Below are 19,389 nucleotides of genomic sequence, written 5' to 3' on the forward strand. Positions count from 1 at the left end.
GCCACGGGCTCGCTGTCAGCCCTGCTCGCCCATCAGCTGTTTGACCAGCTCGACACTGCGCAGAAAGCGGCGGTCGTTATCCGGCTCATCCACCCAGACATAGGGCATATTGTTGGCCTGTAGCATACCTTCCAGCAGGTTAAGGTACGGGGTGCGGTTACTCTGCGGGCCGCTGGCGCCGGTGTTCTGCTCATCGGCCATCGCCCCCAGCAGGATCACCAGATCAAAGCGGTACTCGTCAATCAGCGCCTGAACGAAGGGGTGCTCCTTGCCCTGGTGCTTCTTACAGCGCGCCTGGATGGAGACAAAATCCGTATCAACAAACACCACTTTGTTCGCATATTTCACTGAAAAATCAATGTACTGAGCCTGACCAAGGGCGATTTTATCGTAGTCGGAATACTGTAGCGCCATCTTTTCGCCCCCGAGGTGCGAGAAGATATAATCCTGACCATATTCCCAGGCGCTGGTGGTGTTGAAGATATTCGCCAGCTTATTCACCAGGGTGGATTTTCCGCTCTTCTCACCGCCGAGGATAGCCACCGTGCGTACAAAAAACGGTTTTACCTCGGTAGGGATATACTCCCAGTAGCGAAACGGGTTTTCGCGGATCTGCGCCCCGCTGATAGCCATAAAAGTGCGCCGGGGATCCACCAGCACCGTATCAATGCCCAGATGCTCCCGATAGGGCCGGGCGTCGCTCTCTTCAGAGGTGTAGATCCGGCTCGGGTAGATCCCCTTCTCGTCCATAAACCGTTTGATCCCCCGGCTCCAGACGTCCCAGCCGTGGGGGTACGGCTCCATGCCTTCTTCATTGAATGCGTGGATATGAATATTCTTCTGGTATTTAAAGGTCTGGAGCAGCCAGCGCAGCCGGTCGCTGATGGTGGGCTGCTGGGACATGGCGCTGGCTTCAAACAGCGCCCGGTCGCGGCTTTCGTCATACCCCATGATGATGTGCAGCTCATCCACCTGGCTCCCCGCCCGCTGGATCAAATAGACATGCCCGGTATGCAGGGGGTAGAACTTACCAAACACCACCCCGACACTTTTCTGGCGGCGGGGGAATTCCAGCTCCAGAAAGCGGTGCAGCGCTTCCAGCTTCTGGGCGCTGGGGCTTTTGATTTTGGCGTTAAGCAGCTGGCTGAGATAGCCTTTTGTCATCCCGCTGGCGTCCGCCACCTGTTGCAGAGTGCAGCCCTTACGGCGGATGGCGTTTTTCAGGTACTCGAACGATGACATTCACTGCCTCCTGCAAGTTATCGGGGGTCCAGGGCACGGGCTGGCCGGGTATACGCTGGCTTCACGGCAGCAGGGTCAGCTTCGGCCCGGTACGTTATCTGGCTCACGAGATAACCGACTACCAGACGGGGCCAGGCCCTGCCACCTGTGAAGTATGAAGGGGGTGATTATAAATCGTCAAACACCGACAATGCATCAGAAAGCTTTTTGACACCAAATATTTGCATACCTTCCGGCGTTTTTTTCGGCACATTGGCCGCCGGCACAATGGCGCGGCGAAAACCGTGTTTTGCCGCCTCGGAGATCCGCTCCTGGCCGCTGGGCACCGGGCGGATTTCACCGGCCAGCCCCACTTCACCGAACACCACCAGATCAAGGGGCAGCGGCCGGTCACGCAGGCTGGAGACCATCGCCAGCAGTAAGGCCAGATCGGCGCTGGTTTCGGTCACTTTTACCCCGCCGACCACGTTAACAAACACATCCTGGTCCGCCATCTGCAGGCCACCGTGGCGGTGCAGCACCGCCAGCAAAATCGCCAGCCGGTTCTGTTCCAGCCCCACCGCAACCCGGCGCGGGTTGGACATCATGGAGTGATCCACCAGCGCCTGGATCTCCACCAGCAGCGGCCGGGTGCCTTCCCAGACCACCATTACCGAGCTTCCGGAGGTTATCTCATCCCCCCGGCTGAGGAAAATCGCCGACGGGTTGCTCACCTCCCGCAGGCCCTGCTCTGTCATGGCGAACACCCCCAGCTCATTCACCGCCCCGAAGCGGTTTTTATGGCTGCGCAGGGTGCGAAAGCGCGAGTCCGCATCGCCATCAAGCAGTACCGAGCAGTCGATACAGTGCTCCAGCACTTTTGGCCCGGCCAGGGAGCCATCTTTGGTGACATGGCCCACCATCACAATAGCCACGCCGCGGGTCTTGGCAAAACGGGTCAGATAAGCGGCGGTCTCCCGCACCTGAGCCACACTGCCCGGCGATGACTGAATATCCGCCATATGCATCACCTGAATGGAGTCGATAACCATCAGTTTTGGCTGCTCCTGCTCGGCTATCAGGCAGATTTGCTCAATACTGGTTTCCGAGAGCATATTCAGGTTCGCCGTCGGCAGGCCCAGCCGGTGGGCGCGCATCGCCACCTGCTGTAGTGACTCTTCGCCGGTCACGTACAGGGTTTTCATCTGCTCGGCCAGGCGGCACAGGGTCTGGAGCAGCAGGGTGGATTTCCCGGCCCCCGGGTTACCGCCAATCAGAATGGCGCTGCCCGGTACGACACCGCCCCCCAGTACCCGGTCAAACTCTTTAAACCCGGTGGAAAAGCGCGGCAGCTCTTCAAGGCTAATCTCAGACAGCTTCTGAACTTTGCTGACCCCGGCGCTTCCCGCATAGCCGGAAAGCCGCTCATTACGCGCCGCCTGGGGGCTGGCCGCCAGGCGTATCTCGGTGATGGTATTCCAGGCCTGACAGGCGCTGCACTGCCCCTGCCAGCGCGGATAATCCGCACCGCATTCATTACAGACAAACGCGCGTTTGGGTGCTTTCGCCACCGGCTACCTCGTGATTTATTCCTGGTTAAGACTGCCCGACAGGATGCACAGCACCCCCATCAGGTCCGCATGATGAATACCGACTTCCGCCTTCTGGTTGACCTTCGGCTTCGCATGATAGGCGATCCCAAGCCCGGCGCACAGGATCATCGGCAGATCATTGGCGCCGTCACCAATGGCGACGGTCTGATCCATGGGGATATCATACTTCTCTGCCAGCCGCAGCAGGGTCATTTCTTTGTAACGACCATCGACAACCGGCCCGGTGACCTGCCCGGTCAGCTTACCGTCACGGATTTCCAGCTCATTGGCGACCACCTCAGTCAGGTGCAGGGTGTCGCGCAGGTATTCGGCAAAAAAGGTAAACCCGCCGGAGGCAATCGCCACTTTCCACTCCATGGCGAGCAGTTTTTCCACCAGCTCCGTCAGGCCCGGCATCAGCGGCAGCGTGTCGCGCACCTGGCGCAGAATGTCGGCATCAGCCCCTTTTAAGGTGCCCACCCGCTGGCGCAGGCTGGCGGTGAAATCCAGCTCCCCGCGCATGGCGCGCTCGGTCACTTCCGCCACCATGTCACCGGTACCGGCCAGCCGGGCTATCTCATCAATGCACTCGATCTGAATGGCCGTGGAGTCCATGTCCATTACCAGCAGCCCCGGCGCGCGCAGGTAAGGAATGCTGCCCAGCGGGGCCACATCCAGCCCGGCACTGTGGGCCAGCCGGGTGGCCCGCGGTGTCAGAGAGCCGGCCAGGCGCACCACCTGGTAGTCGCTGACACACCAGGCGCTGACGATAACCATTGCTGCCCCCAGTTTACGCTGGTAGGCCGTCAGGCTTGCTTTATCCAGCTCCCGGCCATACAGCAGCCAGCCGGTACGCCCGGCGCGATAATCCAGCGGCATAACTTCATCGCCACTCAGTGAAAGCGGCAACCCGGGCCAGAGGGAAACATCATTTGGCAGGTCGCACCAGGTCAGGCTATTAGGCATTACAACTCCTGTAGGAAGTAAATCAGGCCGGTACAAAACAACGCATGAGGCTACCCTGTCATCAACGCTTCTGGCAACATGCAGGCGACAATTTTTAACGCAGGTGAGATATGGTTCGGGCAAAACTCAGATTCCGGTTACACCGCACAGTGATTGTATTGATCTGCCTGGCGCTGCTGGTGGCGCTGATGCAGGGCGCCTCCTGGTTTAGCCAGGCGCACCAGAAGACCCGCGACCGGCAATTTGAAGAGCTGGCCCGCACCCTGGCCGATCAGGTCAGCCTGCGCCTGGCGCCACACATGAAGGGCAACAATCCCGATGCCAACGCCATTACCGCCATTCTTCAGGGGCTGACCCGCAATAGCCGCATCCTTGATGCTGTCGTCTATGATGCGGGGGGCAACCAGATTGCCCGCAGCGGGGAGCGTGTCAGCGTGCGCGATCGCCTGGCGCTGGATGGCAAAAAACACGGCAGCTATTTTAACCAGCAAATGGTCCAGCCGGTTGAGGGGAAAAGCGGCCCGGTGGGCTATTTGCGCCTGACGCTGGATACCCACTCCCTGCCGACCGAAGCACGCCAGGTGGATAACACCACCAATATTCTGCGCCTGATGATGCTGCTGGCGCTGGCGACCGGCATTGTGCTGGCCCGCACCCTACTGGGGGGCAGGCGCACCCGCTGGCAACAGTCCCCGTTTTTGCTCACCGCCAGTAAAACGGTAAAAGAAGACGACGATGACGAGAGCGGTAAACGCACCCCGTAAACCGCAGCCCGGGCGGCAGACATGGTAAACTGACCGCCTGATTCACGAAAGGATATCGCCGATGAGCTCACTACGCCTGCTGTTGTCTGATTCCCACGATCCCTGGTTTAACCTCGCCGTTGAAGAATGTATTTTTCGCCAGATGCCCGCCACCCAGCATGTGCTGTTTCTGTGGCGCAACGCCGACACGGTGGTGATTGGCCGGGCCCAGAACCCGTGGAAGGAGTGCAATACCCGGCGGATGGAGCAGGACAATGTGCGCCTTGCCCGGCGCAGCAGCGGCGGCGGTGCCGTATTCCATGACCTCGGCAATAGCTGCTTTACGTTTATGTCCGGCAAACCGGACTACGACAAAAGCGTCTCCACGGCGATTGTGCTGGAGGCCCTCAGCACGCTGGGGATCACGGCCTCCGCCTCCGGGCGCAACGATCTGGTGGTAGACACCCCGGAAGGGCCGCGCAAAGTATCAGGCTCCGCCTACCGCGAAACCAAAGATCGCGGTTTTCACCACGGCACGTTGCTGCTCAATGCCGATCTGAGCCGCCTGGCCAACTACCTGAATCCGGACCAGAAAAAACTGGCCGCAAAAGGGATAACCTCCGTGCGCAGCCGGGTGGCGAATCTGGTGGAGTTACTGCCGGGGATCACCCACCAGCACATATCAGACGCGATAAGCGAAGCGTTTTTCCGCCACTACGGAGAGCGGGTCGCGCCGGAGATAATCTCCCCGCAAAATACCCCGAATCTGCCGGGCTTTGCCGATACCTTTGCCCGCCAGAGCAGCTGGGAGTGGAACTTCGGCCAGGCCCCGGCCTTCAGCCATACGCTGGATGAGCGCTTTAGCTGGGGCGGCGTAGAAATACATATGGATGTGGAAAAGGGGCTCATTACCCGGGCGCAGATCTTTACTGACAGCCTGAATCCGGCAGCGCTGGAGACCCTGGCAGCCCGTCTGCCAGGCACCCAGTACCGCAGCGAGGCGCTCAGGCAGCAGTGTCTGGCGCTGGGCACTGAGTTTAGCGAACAGGCGGCGGAGCTCAATGAGCTGGCGGCCTGGCTTGCCCGCGCCGTGCGCTAAAAAAACGGCGGGTGAGCATCACACTCACCCGCCGCAATAGCTACCCGCTCAGGTTACGCCCGGTCGCCCAGCAGGACGGACTCCAGGGCAATCTTAATCATGTCGTTAAAGGTGGTCTGGCGCTCTGCCGCCGTGGTCTGCTCGTGGGTACGGATATGATCCGATACGGTGCAGATAGTCAGCGCTTTCGCGCCGAACTCTGCCGCCACGCCGTAGATCCCGGCCGCTTCCATCTCGATCCCGAGAATGCCGTATTTTTCCATCACGTCGAACATTTGCGGATCCGGCGTGTAGAACAGATCGGCGGAAAAGAGGTTACCCACCCGGGCATCTACCCCCAGCGCTTTGGCCGCATCCACCGCGTCGCGCACCATGTCGAAGTCCGCAATGGCGGCAAAGTCATGATCTTTAAAACGCAGCCGGTTCACTTTGGAGTCAGTACAGGCCCCCATGCCGATCACCACATCGCGCAGTTTCACGTCCGGGCGCACCGCGCCGCAGGAGCCCACGCGAATGATTTTCTTCACGCCGAAGTCGGTAATCAGCTCTTTGGTGTAGATAGAGCAGGACGGAATGCCCATCCCGTGGCCCATAACGGAAATTTTACGGCCTTTGTAAGTCCCGGTGTAGCCCAGCATCCCGCGGACATTGTTCACTTCCCGGACATCGTCGAGGAATGTTTCCGCAATGTGTTTTGCCCGCAGGGGATCCCCCGGCATCAGCACTACGTCAGCAAAATCACCCATTTCTGCATTAATGTGTGGCGTAGCCATGATTATTGTTCCTTCTTTATCAGTTGAACAGGCGGCGCGCCGCCCGTTGCGCTTACAGCATGTTAGTACCGTATTCCATATCGGATACGCCAAAATATTTTGCCAGGGTCTGGCCGATGTCGGCAAAGGTTTCCCGGTGGCCCAGGGAGCCCGGCTTCACTTTCGGCCCGTAGATCAGTACCGGAATATGTTCGCGGGTATGATCAGTGCCCTGCCAGGTGGGATCACAGCCGTGGTCCGCCGTCAGGATCAGCAAATCATCCTCTTTAAGTAGCGCCATCAGCTCCGGCAGGCGGCGGTCAAAGAACTCCAGGCCCGCCGCATAACCGGCCACGTCGCGCCGGTGACCCCAGGAGGAGTCGAAATCCACGAAATTGGTAAACACGATGGTGTCGTCACCCGCCTGTTTGATCTCCCGGATAGTGGCATCAAACAGCGCATCCAGCCCGGTGGCCTTCACTTTTTTAGTGATACCAACGTTGGCATAGATATCGGCGATTTTCCCCACCGACACCACCTGGCCGCCCTTCTCGTCCACCAGCTTTTTCAGCACGGTGGGCGCCGGTGGCTCGACCGCCAGATCGTGGCGGTTACCGGTACGCTCAAAGTGGCCCGGCTTATCGCCCGTAAACGGACGGGCAATCACCCGGCCAATGTTGTAACCGCCGTTGGTCAGCTCCTCGCGGGCGATTTCACACAGCGCGTACAGCTTGTCCAGGCCGAAGGTCTCTTCGTGGCAGGCAATCTGGAACACCGAGTCCGCCGAGGTATAGAAAATCGGTTTCCCGGTTTTCATATGCTCTTCCCCCAGCTTGTCCAGAATCACGGTGCCTGAAGAGTGGCAGTTACCCAGATAGCCCGGCAGATTTGCCCGCTCTACCAGTTTATCGAGCAGCTCCTGCGGGAAGCTGTTTTCCGTTTTGGTGAAGTAGCCCCAGTCAAACAGTACCGGCACACCGGCAATTTCCCAGTGACCAGACGGGGTATCTTTCCCGGAGGAAAGCTCATGGGCCCAGCCGTAAGCACCGGTAATTTTTGCATTGCCGTCCATACCGGCCGGGATCTCCCCGGTCACCCCTTCGTGGGCCTTTGCCAGGCCAAGGGCGGTGAGATTGGGTAAATGCAGCGGGCCCTGGCGGCCATTATTTGCCTCGCCTCTGGCACAGGCTTGCGCAATGTGGCCCAGGGTATCGGACCCCACATCGCCAAAACGGTCAGCATCTTCCGCCGCACCGATCCCGAATGAGTCCAGCACCATAATAAATGCACGTTTCATAATGTCTCCGTACCTTTGGTTGCGCGGTTAACACGCTCGTGGCGCGTAAAAAAGTGATCAGATCAGTATGCCACTTACTGGCTAATTCTGCGATACACAACCGGCTGGGTTTGCGGGGCAATATTGTTCACGTTTATTGCCGCTTTTACGGCGCGGGCTGCTTCCTGCCAGCTCGTCTCGCTGCTGGCGTGAATAATCGCCAGCGGGCGCTGCTCATCCACCCAGTCCCCGAGGCGCGCCATCTCATCAAGCCCGACGCTGTAATCAATGGGATCCTGAGCCTGGCGACGACCGCCGCCCATTCCCACCACGGCCATACCCAGCGCCCGGGTATCCATGTCACAGACATAGCCTGCCGTATCCGCATAGACCGCTTTACTGAGGGTAGCCCGGGGCAGATAGCGCGCATAATGCTCAACAAAGTCCGCCGGGCCGTTCTGGGCCACCACCATCCGGCCAAAAATCTCCGCCGCTTTGCCGTTATCCAGCACGCTCCGGAGCCTGGCGCGGGCGTCCGCCTCATCCGTGGCCAGCTTGCCGGAGATAAGCATCTCGGCACTCAGGGCCATGGTCACCTCCAGCAGGCGCGGGTTACGGTACTCCCCGGTCAGGAAGCGTACCGCCTCGCGAACTTCCAGAGCATTACCGGCACTGGAGGCCAGCACCTGGTTCATATCGGTCAGCAGTGCGGTTGTACGCACCCCGGCCCCGTTAGCCACGCCCACAATCGCTTCAGCCAGCTGGGCAGAGAGTTCAAAGGTCGGCATAAAAGCACCGCTGCCCACTTTGACATCCATCACCAGCGCATCGAGCCCTTCGGCCAGTTTTTTCGCCAGAATCGAGGCGGTAATCAGCGGAATGGAATCTACCGTGGCAGTGATATCGCGGGTGGCGTAGAAGCGTTTATCCGCCGGGGCAAGCGAGCTGGTCTGGCCGATAATCGCCACCCCCACATCGCGGATAATCTCCCGGAAGCGGGCATCATCCGGGAAGATATCAAACCCGGGGATCGCCTCCAGCTTGTCCAGGGTGCCGCCTGTATGGCCAAGGCCGCGCCCGGAGATCATCGGAATATAGCCGCCGCAGGCGGCCACCATGGGCCCGAGCATCAGGGAGGTGACATCCCCCACCCCGCCGGTAGAGTGCTTGTCCACTACCGGTCCGTTAAGGTGCAGGCTTTTCCAGTCAAGCACGGTGCCGGAGTCACGCATTGCCATGGTCAGGGAGACCCGCTCAGCCATGGTCATATCATGGAAGAAAATGGTCATTGCCAGCGCGGCAATTTGCCCTTCGGATACGGTGTTATCACGAATCCCGTTGATAAAAAACCGGATCTCATCATCACTTAACGGTAAGCCGTCGCGCTTTTTGCGGATAATTTCTTGTGCGAGAAACAAAACAACCCCCTGAACATATGGGTAGCAAGCGGCGGGAACCCGCCGCTGAGAAGTTAGTAACTGCTGGTGCTTTTACCGTCGCCGTGGCCCAGCGCTTTCAGCAGGCTGGCCAGCAGGCTGGAAGCCCCGAAACGGAAATGGCGGGAATCCGCCCAGTCGGCACCGAACAGGCCATCAGCAATGGCGAGGAATTCTGCCGCATCTTCTGCCGTGCGCACGCCGCCTGCCGGTTTAAAGCCCACGGTTTTCTCAACCCCCATATCGCGGATCACTTCCATCATAATGCGGGCGCTTTCCGGGGTAGCGTTAACCGGCACTTTACCGGTGGAGGTTTTAATAAAGTCAGCACCGGCGTTAATCGAAATTTCAGACGCCTTACGGATCAGCGCTGGCGTTTTCAGCTCACCGGTTTCAATAATAACTTTCAGCAGTACATTCGCGGCGGCGCAAGCCTCTTTACAGGCCTTAACCAAATCAAACCCCACCTGCTCATTACCGGCCATCAGCGCGCGGTACGGGAAGACCACGTCCACTTCGTCTGCGCCATAGGCAATGGCTGCGCGGGTTTCTGCCAGCGCGATATCAATATCGTCGTTACCGTGGGGGAAGTTCGTCACCGTGGCGATATGCACATCCGGCGTTCCCTGGGCGTTGAGGGTTTTACGGGCAATGGGGATAAAGCGCGGATAAATGCAGACAGCGGCAGTATTGCCAACCGGCGTTTTTGCCTGGTGGCACAGGGCGATGACTTTCTCAGCGGTGTCGTCATCGTTAAGGGTAGTCAGGTCCATCAGTTTCAGGGCGCGCAGACTACTGGCGGTTAAATCGGTCATAACATTCTCCAACAAAAATAAGAGCCCGGTAAATGACTCAATACGTTGGAGCGGTTCCTGGTTCCATGAAGATAAGCCGCGTTTCCGCTCTCGCACCTGTGTCCCTGGTACCGCATATCACGTATTGCAATGTTATAATTCTAACATTCCCGGGCAGGGAAATATCGTGAACATCAGCACAAATAGCGGTAACGCTACCGCATTGCGGACATTATATGTGATTTAAATAACAAAATCACGATACCGGATATCACTCTATTTTAGTGAAGAACACAACATGCAGGCACCAGGGGCCGCAATATAATCAGCCCCCGGCAAAAGGTTAACTACCGGTTACTATCAGGCAGTTTTTGCCATAAAACGGAAAGGCCCCGGTGGTCTCGTAATCGATACTGGCAACAGTCGTGATATTGCCTGCTTTACGGGCGGTTTCAATGGAGGCATCGCCGGTATTCACCAGCCCCAGGATCGACTGGGCACAGGCACGACCGGTCTTGTCGCCAGCGGTTCCGGTCGCCATTACCCCGCCTTTAACGCTGGTGTAGAGCCCGGTACCGACCGGACTTGGTGCCCGGGCACACCCGGAAAGTGCCACAGCAGCCAGCAGTACAGACGGAAGAAGAAAACGATACTGTTTCATTACACAATCCCTATATAACTAATTTTATTTGGTTTTTATCAATTCACTGAGCAATACCTGCATAGTGTAATGGCAATAGTTTCATTGCGGTACTACTTACATAATCCCGTTTATTCAATATTTAATAAAATTTAATATTGAATAAAAACAAAATATCAATAAAACATTTTATAAATAGAAAATAATTAAAAATTTAACGCTATAAAAACACCTGGTGTCGTGGGAGGGGCAGTTTCAGCGGTCAGAATGTCGCTGAAACTGCCATGAACTTATCGCCGGGGGCTCCATTCCCGCATCAACGCAATCGACAAAACGCAGCAACACATCAAGGCGCCAGGATAAAAAAAACGGTATCTGCTTACACAGATACCGTCACCTGCCCGCCTGGCACACCGGTTAGCGCTTTGCCAGTGCCAGCAGCTTCATTACCCGGGGGGTCATTTTCAAAGACTGTGGCAGCCCTTCAACCCCGGCGGTAGTACAGCGCACGTCGCCAACAATCTTCAGAACATCGCGGGTACGCTGCACATTCAGCGGGCAGCGCATCAGCTGGCCGTCGGCCATCAGCCACAGCGCCTCAACCTTACGGTTTGCCTGCAGGGTAAAGCGCCCGTCGTGGCCCAGTGCCGGTAACGGCTGGTTAAGCACCTGGGCATTCGCCAGCGGTCGTCCGTCCGGCCCCAGCGCACGCCCCAGGTAAATCCAGGTAACCGAACTACCCACTTCCCGCAATAGCAAATGCCCGGGGGCCAGGAAGTAGGGTCGCATCCCGCCGCCGTGGGCAACGTTCGCCAGACTATTGCGCTTCCCACTGTTGGTCACATCGCGAACGTCCAGTTGACCGTACTGATAAGCCTCCGCCACGACCAGGGCTGAGTCGCCGAACCCCAGGTTAAGAGAGCGATAACTGCTCCCCTGGATTTCTGCGGCGTCCTGCTTACCACCTTCCTCCATAGGGGCGACCCGTACCGCTACCGCCGCCGCCGGTTCACCACCACCGCCACCACCCATAAAGATACCGTGGCGGGAAACGGCCAGTGCAGAAGCATAACCTGCCGTTACGCTGGTATGACTTCCGGTCCCTTTGGTAAAGCTGTCGCTGACAGTACCATTCAGATCACCATAGCGCCCGTTCACCCGCCCGCTAATCCCTCCGGTATAGTTGTTATTTTTATCACCGGAGAAATTCAGTCCCAGCTCACGGTATAGTCCCTGCTGCCACATCATGGTGTGGTTAAGGTTATATGTCGCCTGGGAGTCCTGCTTAGCGCTGCGATAATCCACCGCCACGCTACTGAAACTGTCATGACCGGAAGATGAAGGAGGTTGTGACGCCCGGGAAAGGGACACCCCCAGGAACATGCCGTTGTCTTTCTGGTTACCATAATCATTACGGTATACACCCAGACGGCCATTAATGTTCATGCCTCTCCAGTTCACCGACTTATTTGTACCCAGTTGCCATGCCTGTGATGTTCTGCCCGGCGCGTTATAACGCTGAACCGGGTTTAGCGGATCAACCGGATCATTAATCCAGTAGCTGCGGCCCTTATTGCGGGTTTCGGTATAACCCAGAGTGGTTGTCCAGCCAGCGAAAGGAACCGACAGGGTGGCATTCAACGAGGTATAGCACCCGGTATTATTGACAGAATGTGTCCCGGCTTTATTACATACCGAGCCACTGGTGTTATAGCGATACATACTCAGCATAAAACCATCGGTAAAGGTGAGCTGCTGAATATTCCCCCGCGAGCCATCGTTACCGATATACCCCGTGGCGGCACCACTCAGCACCCCCAGACTCATGGCGCGCTGCGCATCAATTCTCATTTCGTGGTACAGGTTTTTATTCGCCAGCGCGCTACCACCGGTAAGCTGAACGTCTCGTAGGGGCACATACTGTACCCCGGCAGCGGCCACGGTTTTATTCTGTACATGGGTGCCGTTTTCTGTGTCCCGCTGGCCCGCCTGTAAAAACCACTGTAGCCCATTGGCGAAACCGCCGCTGCTTTTGGTAAACGGTTGCTGTTCCGTGCGCTGCAGCACACCATTTTCAAATACCCGTAGCTCAAGGGGGTAGCTGCCAGGAGGGAAAGTGCTGGTATTGATATTGTTGATACCAGGCGCAAAATACTGGCTACCAAGCAACTGGCTGCCGCGGTAAATATCGACACGCGCATTGCGGTTAGTCTGGATAACCAGCGGGGTGGCATCCTGGCTTACCGAATGGTTAACGTAAGCAGAGGTTGTGCCGACACGTACACCGTTAAAACGCTCCAGTGGCAACAGAGAAAAGCCAAAACTACCACCCAGCGGGCTGGACAAATTACGCTGATCCATACGCCCCCCCTGCAGATAATAGCGATGCCCAAGATCCTGCCTGGCGTAAAGGTTATCAAACCAGAATGTGCTGCTATGTCGCTTACTGGTTTCCGCCATGGTTAACGCCCAGTCACCGCCCAGATAACGATTTTCCCCCAGACCCAGTGCGCCAGCGCCACTGACCGACATATTTTTGCTATAGCTGTCGCTGCTGACATTGATTGACTGGCGGTGAACAAAGGCGTTAACCGCCTCACTGGTCAGCGTGTTATAGCGGTTATCTGCCTGGTGGCTTTTCAGCCATGCGGGGTTCAGAAATAACAAAATCGCCCCCTGGGATTCATCCAGGATGGCTGCCACCTTGTCGGTGGCAATATAGCCGCAACCCGCGCTATCCAGACCATTACAGGCTTTTTGCCCGTTACGGGCCAGGGGGGCATTCAGCGTTTCTTTAAGCTGTATCTGCTGCTCTGGCTCCAGCTGTTCGCCATTCAGTGCACTAAATAACCGGTCAGGGTGATTAAAGCGGACCGTTTCAGGTTTCACCTCCAGAGAGTACAACCCCAGAACCCGACCAGCCAGGCGCACTTCTAACTGTTCCTCCTGCCCGTCAATAAGCGACTCAAACCCCACAGGCACACTCAGTGCCGGAGGATTTTCTGTGGCAAATAACGGTGAAACCATAAGTAAAGCAGGGGTAATGAAGGAATAAGCATGGATGCGCAAAGCAAACCTCCTTATTGAGCAGAGATCCATCGTTATAACGGGGACGTTTTCGTCCCCGTTACTCTTGCGCATTACTTATGGCGTAGGAGTTGCCGCTGCGGTATTCAGAACCAGGCTTACTACCCCCTGGTAGCTGCCGGACCGGGTCACAGCTCCCAGCGTTTTCTGGCCAATGGTGAGATCCATCTGCACAGAACCGTTATCCGTTACCCCGGTCGGATACAGCGCCGTAGGCTCAATATTGGTCACCGTAGTGCTCAGCGGTGCGCCGTTAAAAGAGACAGACAACGGAATGGCCGCTGCAGCAGGGTTGGTAACACCCAGCAATTGCGGCTCAGACAGCAGACGGACCTGTACTTTCTGGTCAGGATCGTTGGTGAAGATTTTGGTTCTGATATTCTCGCTTCTCAGGCCCACACCCGGAAGATAGGTCAGACGCAATGTCTGCGGCAGTGCGGAGCCATCAGCCTGCAGCAGTTCAATCGTCGTATCAATATCAGCGACTACAGTAATGTCCTTTTGTACTGCTAAAGCAGAAACAGAGAATAGAGATGCCAGAGCCACTGCTGCTACTTTGTAATTCATTTTCATGAAAAATATCCTTTTTTGATTACTTACCAGATGAGGATGCACCGGCAACCAGGGTTGTTGTTTCCGGTGCTGATTTCCCGAGGCGATATTCGATTTTTACCGCGCCGGACGTTATCCCGCTGGGTAGCGCAAGCGCTTCACCGGGATAGACACTTTTATCCACGTTCTGCCAGCGACAGCTGTCATCACTGCTGCCGGTGCACTGCGCCACACGCAGCACGCCATAACGCAGATTTCCTTTATTAATAAGTTCCTTGCCGTCACTACTACGGGCGAGCTGCGGCTGCGCCGCTCCGGGCATCAGGCGCACCAATACCCCCCAAATCAGATTGACTCTGACGTTGGTTTTATCCTGTTTCTGGTCCGGGTCGGGCTCGTCAAGCGAGGGCACTGCCTCAAAGTAAACCCGCCATGCTTCTTCTTTTTCCGGCGAATTCAGGCTGATGACGCGCACAGTACGGGTAACCCCGGCGGGTAAAATAAACTTCTCCGGAGAGACAATAATGCCGGGATCGCCTTGCGGATCCTGTTCAGATTCAAACGCCGTAGCCGGGCGGGATATCCGTTTTACAATGGTGCGAACATACTGGGTCTGTTCGGATTTTGATAATATCTGTAGCGTTGTGGCTTCCTGCTCACTGTTATCGATTACGCTACTCATCGGGTAAACCGTCATATTTGCTAACGCAGTTGAATTTACTGTTGTACACAAAACGATACTGGTTATGACTAAATTTCTTATTAATGAATAATTCATGGTACTCGTTCCCTTGCGGCGATGAGAGAACCCTAACGAGTAACAGTGGATTAAAAAAGTGAAGTAATTTTAATTTATTTTTAATAGGTATGTAATAACGCCACATGTGCTTTCAGGCTGGCCATGAACTCATCTTAGGTATTATGAAGTCAGCCAGATATCTGGATATATATCCTATATACCAGCCCAACCACTGCATATAGCTGCGTGGTACTACCCATTATTAGCGCACAAATCCGATATCCCTTATTCTATTGTAGAGCGGTTTACTATCATTAATAACCAGAAGATTAAACGTCTATTACAGATGGCCATTACATTATACGCGGAGGTCGTAAAATAGCAGCAATCACCTAAAAATCAGGGATGATTATTTATAATCGTAAAGGTAAAGAGTAAATATAGTTAATTCAATAACGCTGAATCTTCTGCATCCGGAAATATAAAAATTATAGCGTAGAAAAGAATAATTTATATTGATGTTACCGGAAACCTGAAAAGCCGCTCACTATTATTCAGGATCTGCGCTGCCAGTTGCCCGGGCTCCCCGGGGCGTAGCGTGCACAACACCTGAAAAACCTCCGCAATACGCTCCGGGCGGTTGGGCTGACCCTGCCAGCCGTTGAGCGGCATATCGGGCGCGTCGGTCTCCAGCAACAGGGCATCTGCCGGCAGGCGGGCTATCACATCCCGGGTTTTGGCCGCCCGGGGGTAGGTAATGGTGCCCCCCACTCCGATATGGAACCCCAGATCGACAAACCGTTTCGCCTGTTCATAACTGCCGGCAAAGCCGTGGACCACCCCGCCACGCCCCGGATTGTGGCGGCGCAGGTGCATGGCCAGCTTATCGTGAGTGCGGCGCGAATGGAGGATCAGCGGTAAATCGTACTGTTTTGCCAGCAGGAGCTGCCCGTCGAGCAGGGCCTCCTGGCGGGCGAAGTGGGGATCATTCATATAGAGATCGAGCCCCGTCTCCCCCAGGGCGATGACCGGTGAATCCGGCTTTGCCAGCTGCTGCTCAAGCTGCACCAGATGCGCATCAAGATGCCCGGTAACCCAGAGCGGATGCAGGCCCAGCGCCGGGGAGATAGCGCCAAACCGGCACGCCAGCTCAAGCACCTGCGGAAACTGCGCCGCACTGACCGACGGAACAATAATGCGCTCCACCCCGGCAGCGGCAGCCAGCGCCAGGCTTTCGGCTTCATGGCCGGTAAAAGGCGGGAAATCAAAGTGGCAGTGGGTATCAATAAAGCGCAGGCTCACGCCAGGTCCCCTTCAGAAAAGGTGCCATCGCGGGCGTCATCCGCCCCCCGGGTGATAGTATCACCGGCCTCATTGGCGGCAGGGATCTCAGCCCCGGGCAGGGGAACAGATAGGCCCCTGACCGGCATCACCCGTGGATGATGGCGCAGCAGTGGCGGCTGCCCGGCCAGTAACGAGCCCACCGTTGCCAGGAAATAGCGGCCACACAGGCGGCCGGTTTTGTAGTCTGCCCGCAGGGCAGGCTGGCCGCTTCCCAGGGCCATGCTGACCAGCGGTTTAGGGGGATAAATCTCGAAGATACGCACTTTACCCGGCGGGTTTTCAATAAACCGCTGCATTGATGAATAGCAGTCAGCGTGGTGCTGCACCAGGTTAATCAGCGGCTGCACGCTACTGGCGCTCAGCCAGCGCTCCATACGCTTAAACCACTGGGGGGTGTAATACATCTGGGAGGGCACCGTGCGAATAACCACCAGGGTTTGCGCACCCTGGCGCACCGCCTCCTGAACCGGCACAGCATCGCTTATTCCCCCGTCCTGCCAGGTCACGCCATCCATCTCCACACCATTACGGTAAAAACCGGGGATCGCGCTGGAGGCACGAATCAGATCCAGCCAGTTTTCCGGCCCGGGGGAGAAATAGCCCGCCGCATAGGTATCGCTGCGACAGGCGCACATATAAAAGCGTTTGCCGCTGTCAAACAGCCGGGCGGCGCTCTCCATGGCAAGGGGCATCTGGCGGGCGGTGCTGTCCACCAGCCAGTCAAGATCGATAAGGTTGCCGCCGCGCACAAAGCGCACCGGGTTAAAAAATTCCCGCCGGGTGGTGTAGTGGGTTATCACCGTATGGGCATAACCGGGCTGATGGCAGACAAACGCCGACAGGTTTTGCGCCCCGGCAGAGGTGCCGTAGTAGCTGTCAAAGGGGTTAAAACGGGCACGCATAAATTCATCGAGTACCCCGGCCGTAAAAATCCCTCGCTGCCCGCCGCCTTCGCAAACGAGCGCGATTTTCCCCGGTCTGAATGGTGTGATGCCCAGCGGCGTAATATTGCCGAGGGTAACTGGTATCCGCTGCCCCACTGCCCTTTCCTGTCTTGTTATGGTTCTCTTGTTATAGACTGCTCACCGCCGGAAGAAAACCGCAATCGCATCTTTTCGTCTGCGCGGCCAGCCCGGGCGCCCCTCTCTAGCCACGCCTGCGCCCGGTAAACAGGCTGATAAGAAACAGAATAACCCCGACAATAAATACGCCCTTTGCAACCCATGCAGCGGTGCCTGCCAGCCCGCTAAACCCCAGGGCTGCGGCAATCAGCGCAATCACAAGAAAGATAATACCCCAGCGAAACATAAGCTCACCTCCGCCTGGCTGCCTGCCATGATAACCATACTGTTAATATAGTTTACGGCGGCCGGTCCGGCAGGATGAATGCCCGTGGCGGGCGAAAGGCAGGCATGGCCAGAAGCCATGCCTGAGAGAGGATTAGTGCTCGCGGGTTTTGCGGAAGCTCACGTCCGGGTAGCGCTCCTGGGTGAGGTTCAGGTTGACCATGGTCGGGGCGATATAACTCAGGTTATCGCCACCGTCCAGTGCCAGGTGCTGCTCATTTTTACGTTTAAATTCTTCGAATTTTTTCACGTCGGCACACTCAACCCAGCGGGCGGTAGAGACGTTCACCGATTCGTAAATCGCCTCAACGTTATATTCGCTTTTCAGGCGGGCGACCACCACATCAAACTGCAGTACCCCCACCGCCCCGACAATCAGATCGTTGTTGGAGAGCGGACGGAACACCTGCACGGCCCCCTCTTCAGAGAGCTGCACCAGCCCTTTGAGCAGCTGCTTCTGCTTGAGAGGATCTTTCAGGCGGATACGGCGGAACAGCTCCGGCGCGAAGTTCGGAATACCGGTGAACTTCATCATTTCACCCTGGGTGAAGGTATCGCCTATCTGAATCGTGCCGTGGTTATGCAACCCGATAATATCCCCCGGGTAGGCCTCTTCCACGTGGGAGCGGTCACCGGCCATAAAGGTCAGCGCATCGGAGATCACCACATCTTTGCCGGTGCGGACCTGGCGCAGTTTCATGCCCTTTTCATACATACCGGACACCACGCGCATAAAGGCCACCCGGTCACGGTGTTTCGGATCCATATTGGCCTGAATCTTAAACACAAAGCCGGTGAATTTTTCTTCACTGGCTGTCACTTCGCGGGTGTCAGTTTTACGCGGCATCGGCGCCGGTGCCCAGGCCACCAGGCCATCGAGCATATGGTCAACGCCGAAGTTACCCAGCGCAGTACCGAAGAATACCGGGGTTATCTCACCGGCCAGGAACAGCTCTTCATCAAATTCGTTAGAGGCGCCTTTTACCAGCTCCAGCTCATCACGCAGCTGCTGAGCCAGATCCTCACCCACGGCCTTATCCAGATCCGGGTTATCCAGCCCTTTGATAATGCGCACTTCCTGGATGGTGTGGCCTTTACCGGTCTGGTAAAGGTAGGTTTCATCTTTATAGAGATGATAAACCCCTTTGAACAGCTTCCCGCAGCCGATAGGCCAGGTGATGGGCGCACAGCCGATTTTCAGCTCGTTTTCCACCTCATCGAGCAGCTCCATCGGATCGCGGATATCCCGGTCCAGCTTGTTCATAAAGGTGAGGATCGGCGTATCGCGCAGGCGGGTTACTTCCATCAGCTTGCGGGTCCGGTCTTCGACCCCTTTCGCCGCATCGATAACCATCAGGCAGCAGTCGACCGCAGTCAGCGTACGGTAAGTATCTTCAGAGAAGTCCTCGTGCCCCGGGGTGTCCAGCAGGTTCACCAGGCAGTCGTGATACGGAAACTGCATCACGGAGGTGGTAATGGAGATCCCGCGCTGTTTTTCCATTTCCATCCAGTCAGATTTTGCGTGCTGGCTGGAGCCACGGCCCTTTACGGTGCCCGCAGTCTGGATGGCCTGTCCGAATAACAGGACTTTCTCAGTGATGGTCGTTTTACCGGCATCGGGGTGAGAAATAATCGCAAAAGTGCGGCGTTTCGCCACCTCCTGCAAATAAGGAGACAAAGTCATGATTCAATCTTCTTGTTCTGGCGCGGTCATTACCCACGCATCATAAATGTAAAGTGGCGACATACCGGCGTATCCGGTCACGCACAGGGGCCGTCCCATTGACCCGGGGTCACAAACC

General features: G+C 56.6%; 17 protein-coding genes. 2 read left to right on the top strand and 15 right to left on the bottom strand.

Annotated features, from left to right (window positions below):
* Nucleotides 1-15 precede the first annotated feature (15 nt).
* From nadR to serB, 3 genes are all read right to left on the bottom strand, one after another.
* Nucleotides 16-1,242 (bottom strand): multifunctional transcriptional regulator/nicotinamide-nucleotide adenylyltransferase/ribosylnicotinamide kinase NadR, encoded by a 1,227-nt coding sequence (gene nadR, locus EBL_RS16265; RefSeq protein ID WP_002444020.1) that lies wholly within the window; start codon nucleotides 1,240-1,242, stop codon nucleotides 16-18.
* Nucleotides 1,243-1,409: 167 nt separating this feature from the next.
* Entirely contained in the window at nucleotides 1,410-2,792 is a 1,383-nt protein-coding gene (gene radA / locus EBL_RS16270) for a DNA repair protein RadA (RefSeq protein ID WP_002444022.1), read from the bottom strand.
* Nucleotides 2,793-2,807: 15 nt separating this feature from the next.
* Nucleotides 2,808-3,779: a phosphoserine phosphatase gene (gene serB / locus EBL_RS16275; RefSeq protein WP_002444024.1), complete on the bottom strand. Its 972-nt coding sequence runs from the start codon at nucleotides 3,777-3,779 to the stop codon at nucleotides 2,808-2,810.
* Nucleotides 3,780-3,889: 110 nt separating this feature from the next.
* Here serB and EBL_RS16280 point away from each other — a divergent pair, with 110 nt between their 5' ends.
* Both EBL_RS16280 and EBL_RS16285 read left to right on the top strand, forming a co-directional pair.
* Nucleotides 3,890-4,543 (top strand): YtjB family periplasmic protein, encoded by a 654-nt coding sequence (locus tag EBL_RS16280; protein WP_002444026.1) that lies wholly within the window; start codon nucleotides 3,890-3,892, stop codon nucleotides 4,541-4,543.
* Nucleotides 4,544-4,604: 61 nt separating this feature from the next.
* The gene (locus EBL_RS16285; protein WP_002444028.1) at nucleotides 4,605-5,621 is read left to right on the top strand and encodes a lipoate--protein ligase; all 1,017 of its coding nucleotides are present in this window, start codon (nucleotides 4,605-4,607) and stop codon (nucleotides 5,619-5,621) included.
* A gap of 53 nt (nucleotides 5,622-5,674) precedes the next feature.
* Here the strand turns inward: EBL_RS16285 and deoD are convergent, their stop codons facing one another.
* The 12 genes from deoD to prfC all read right to left on the bottom strand — a co-directional run bounded on the left by deoD (nucleotide 5,675) and on the right by prfC (nucleotide 19,271).
* Nucleotides 5,675-6,394, bottom strand: coding sequence for a purine-nucleoside phosphorylase (deoD, locus tag EBL_RS16290; protein ID WP_002444030.1), 720 nt, complete (start codon nucleotides 6,392-6,394; stop codon nucleotides 5,675-5,677).
* Between the two features lie 52 nt (nucleotides 6,395-6,446).
* Complete coding sequence (deoB, locus tag EBL_RS16295) at nucleotides 6,447-7,670, bottom strand: phosphopentomutase (RefSeq protein WP_002444032.1); 1,224 nt, start codon at nucleotides 7,668-7,670, stop codon at nucleotides 6,447-6,449.
* 74 nt (nucleotides 7,671-7,744) lie between these two features.
* The gene (gene deoA, locus EBL_RS16300) at nucleotides 7,745-9,067 is read right to left on the bottom strand and encodes a thymidine phosphorylase (protein ID WP_002444034.1); all 1,323 of its coding nucleotides are present in this window, start codon (nucleotides 9,065-9,067) and stop codon (nucleotides 7,745-7,747) included.
* A gap of 53 nt (nucleotides 9,068-9,120) precedes the next feature.
* Nucleotides 9,121-9,900 (bottom strand): deoxyribose-phosphate aldolase, encoded by a 780-nt coding sequence (gene deoC / locus EBL_RS16305; RefSeq protein ID WP_002444036.1) that lies wholly within the window; start codon nucleotides 9,898-9,900, stop codon nucleotides 9,121-9,123.
* 322 nt (nucleotides 9,901-10,222) lie between these two features.
* Nucleotides 10,223-10,540 (bottom strand): TRL-like family protein, encoded by a 318-nt coding sequence (locus EBL_RS16310; protein WP_014716184.1) that lies wholly within the window; start codon nucleotides 10,538-10,540, stop codon nucleotides 10,223-10,225.
* Nucleotides 10,541-10,936: 396 nt separating this feature from the next.
* Nucleotides 10,937-13,546, bottom strand: coding sequence for a TcfC E-set like domain-containing protein (locus tag EBL_RS16315; protein WP_162138180.1), 2,610 nt, complete (start codon nucleotides 13,544-13,546; stop codon nucleotides 10,937-10,939).
* A gap of 117 nt (nucleotides 13,547-13,663) precedes the next feature.
* A complete protein-coding gene (locus tag EBL_RS16320; RefSeq protein ID WP_002444042.1) occupies nucleotides 13,664-14,179 on the bottom strand; it encodes a fimbrial protein in 516 nt (171 codons plus the stop codon).
* A 19-nt stretch (nucleotides 14,180-14,198) separates the two neighbouring features.
* A complete protein-coding gene (locus tag EBL_RS16325; protein ID WP_202799542.1) occupies nucleotides 14,199-14,840 on the bottom strand; it encodes a fimbria/pilus periplasmic chaperone in 642 nt (213 codons plus the stop codon).
* Between the two features lie 567 nt (nucleotides 14,841-15,407).
* Nucleotides 15,408-16,199, bottom strand: coding sequence for a TatD family hydrolase (locus tag EBL_RS16330; protein WP_002444047.1), 792 nt, complete (start codon nucleotides 16,197-16,199; stop codon nucleotides 15,408-15,410).
* A complete protein-coding gene (locus EBL_RS16335) occupies nucleotides 16,196-17,281 on the bottom strand; it encodes a patatin-like phospholipase family protein (RefSeq protein ID WP_002444049.1) in 1,086 nt (361 codons plus the stop codon). The genes EBL_RS16330 and EBL_RS16335 overlap by 4 nt, the downstream gene beginning before the upstream one ends.
* A 106-nt stretch (nucleotides 17,282-17,387) precedes the next feature.
* Nucleotides 17,388-17,549 carry a DUF1328 domain-containing protein gene (locus tag EBL_RS20155; protein ID WP_002444051.1) on the bottom strand — a complete coding sequence of 54 codons (162 nt, stop codon included), beginning with the start codon at nucleotides 17,547-17,549 and terminating at the stop codon, nucleotides 17,388-17,390.
* 132 nt (nucleotides 17,550-17,681) lie between these two features.
* Nucleotides 17,682-19,271 carry a peptide chain release factor 3 gene (gene prfC / locus EBL_RS16340; RefSeq protein WP_002444053.1) on the bottom strand — a complete coding sequence of 530 codons (1,590 nt, stop codon included), beginning with the start codon at nucleotides 19,269-19,271 and terminating at the stop codon, nucleotides 17,682-17,684.
* Nucleotides 19,272-19,389 lie beyond the last annotated feature (118 nt).

It is taken from the genome of Shimwellia blattae DSM 4481 = NBRC 105725, assembly GCF_000262305.1.
GTDB lineage: Bacteria > Pseudomonadota > Gammaproteobacteria > Enterobacterales > Enterobacteriaceae > Shimwellia > Shimwellia blattae.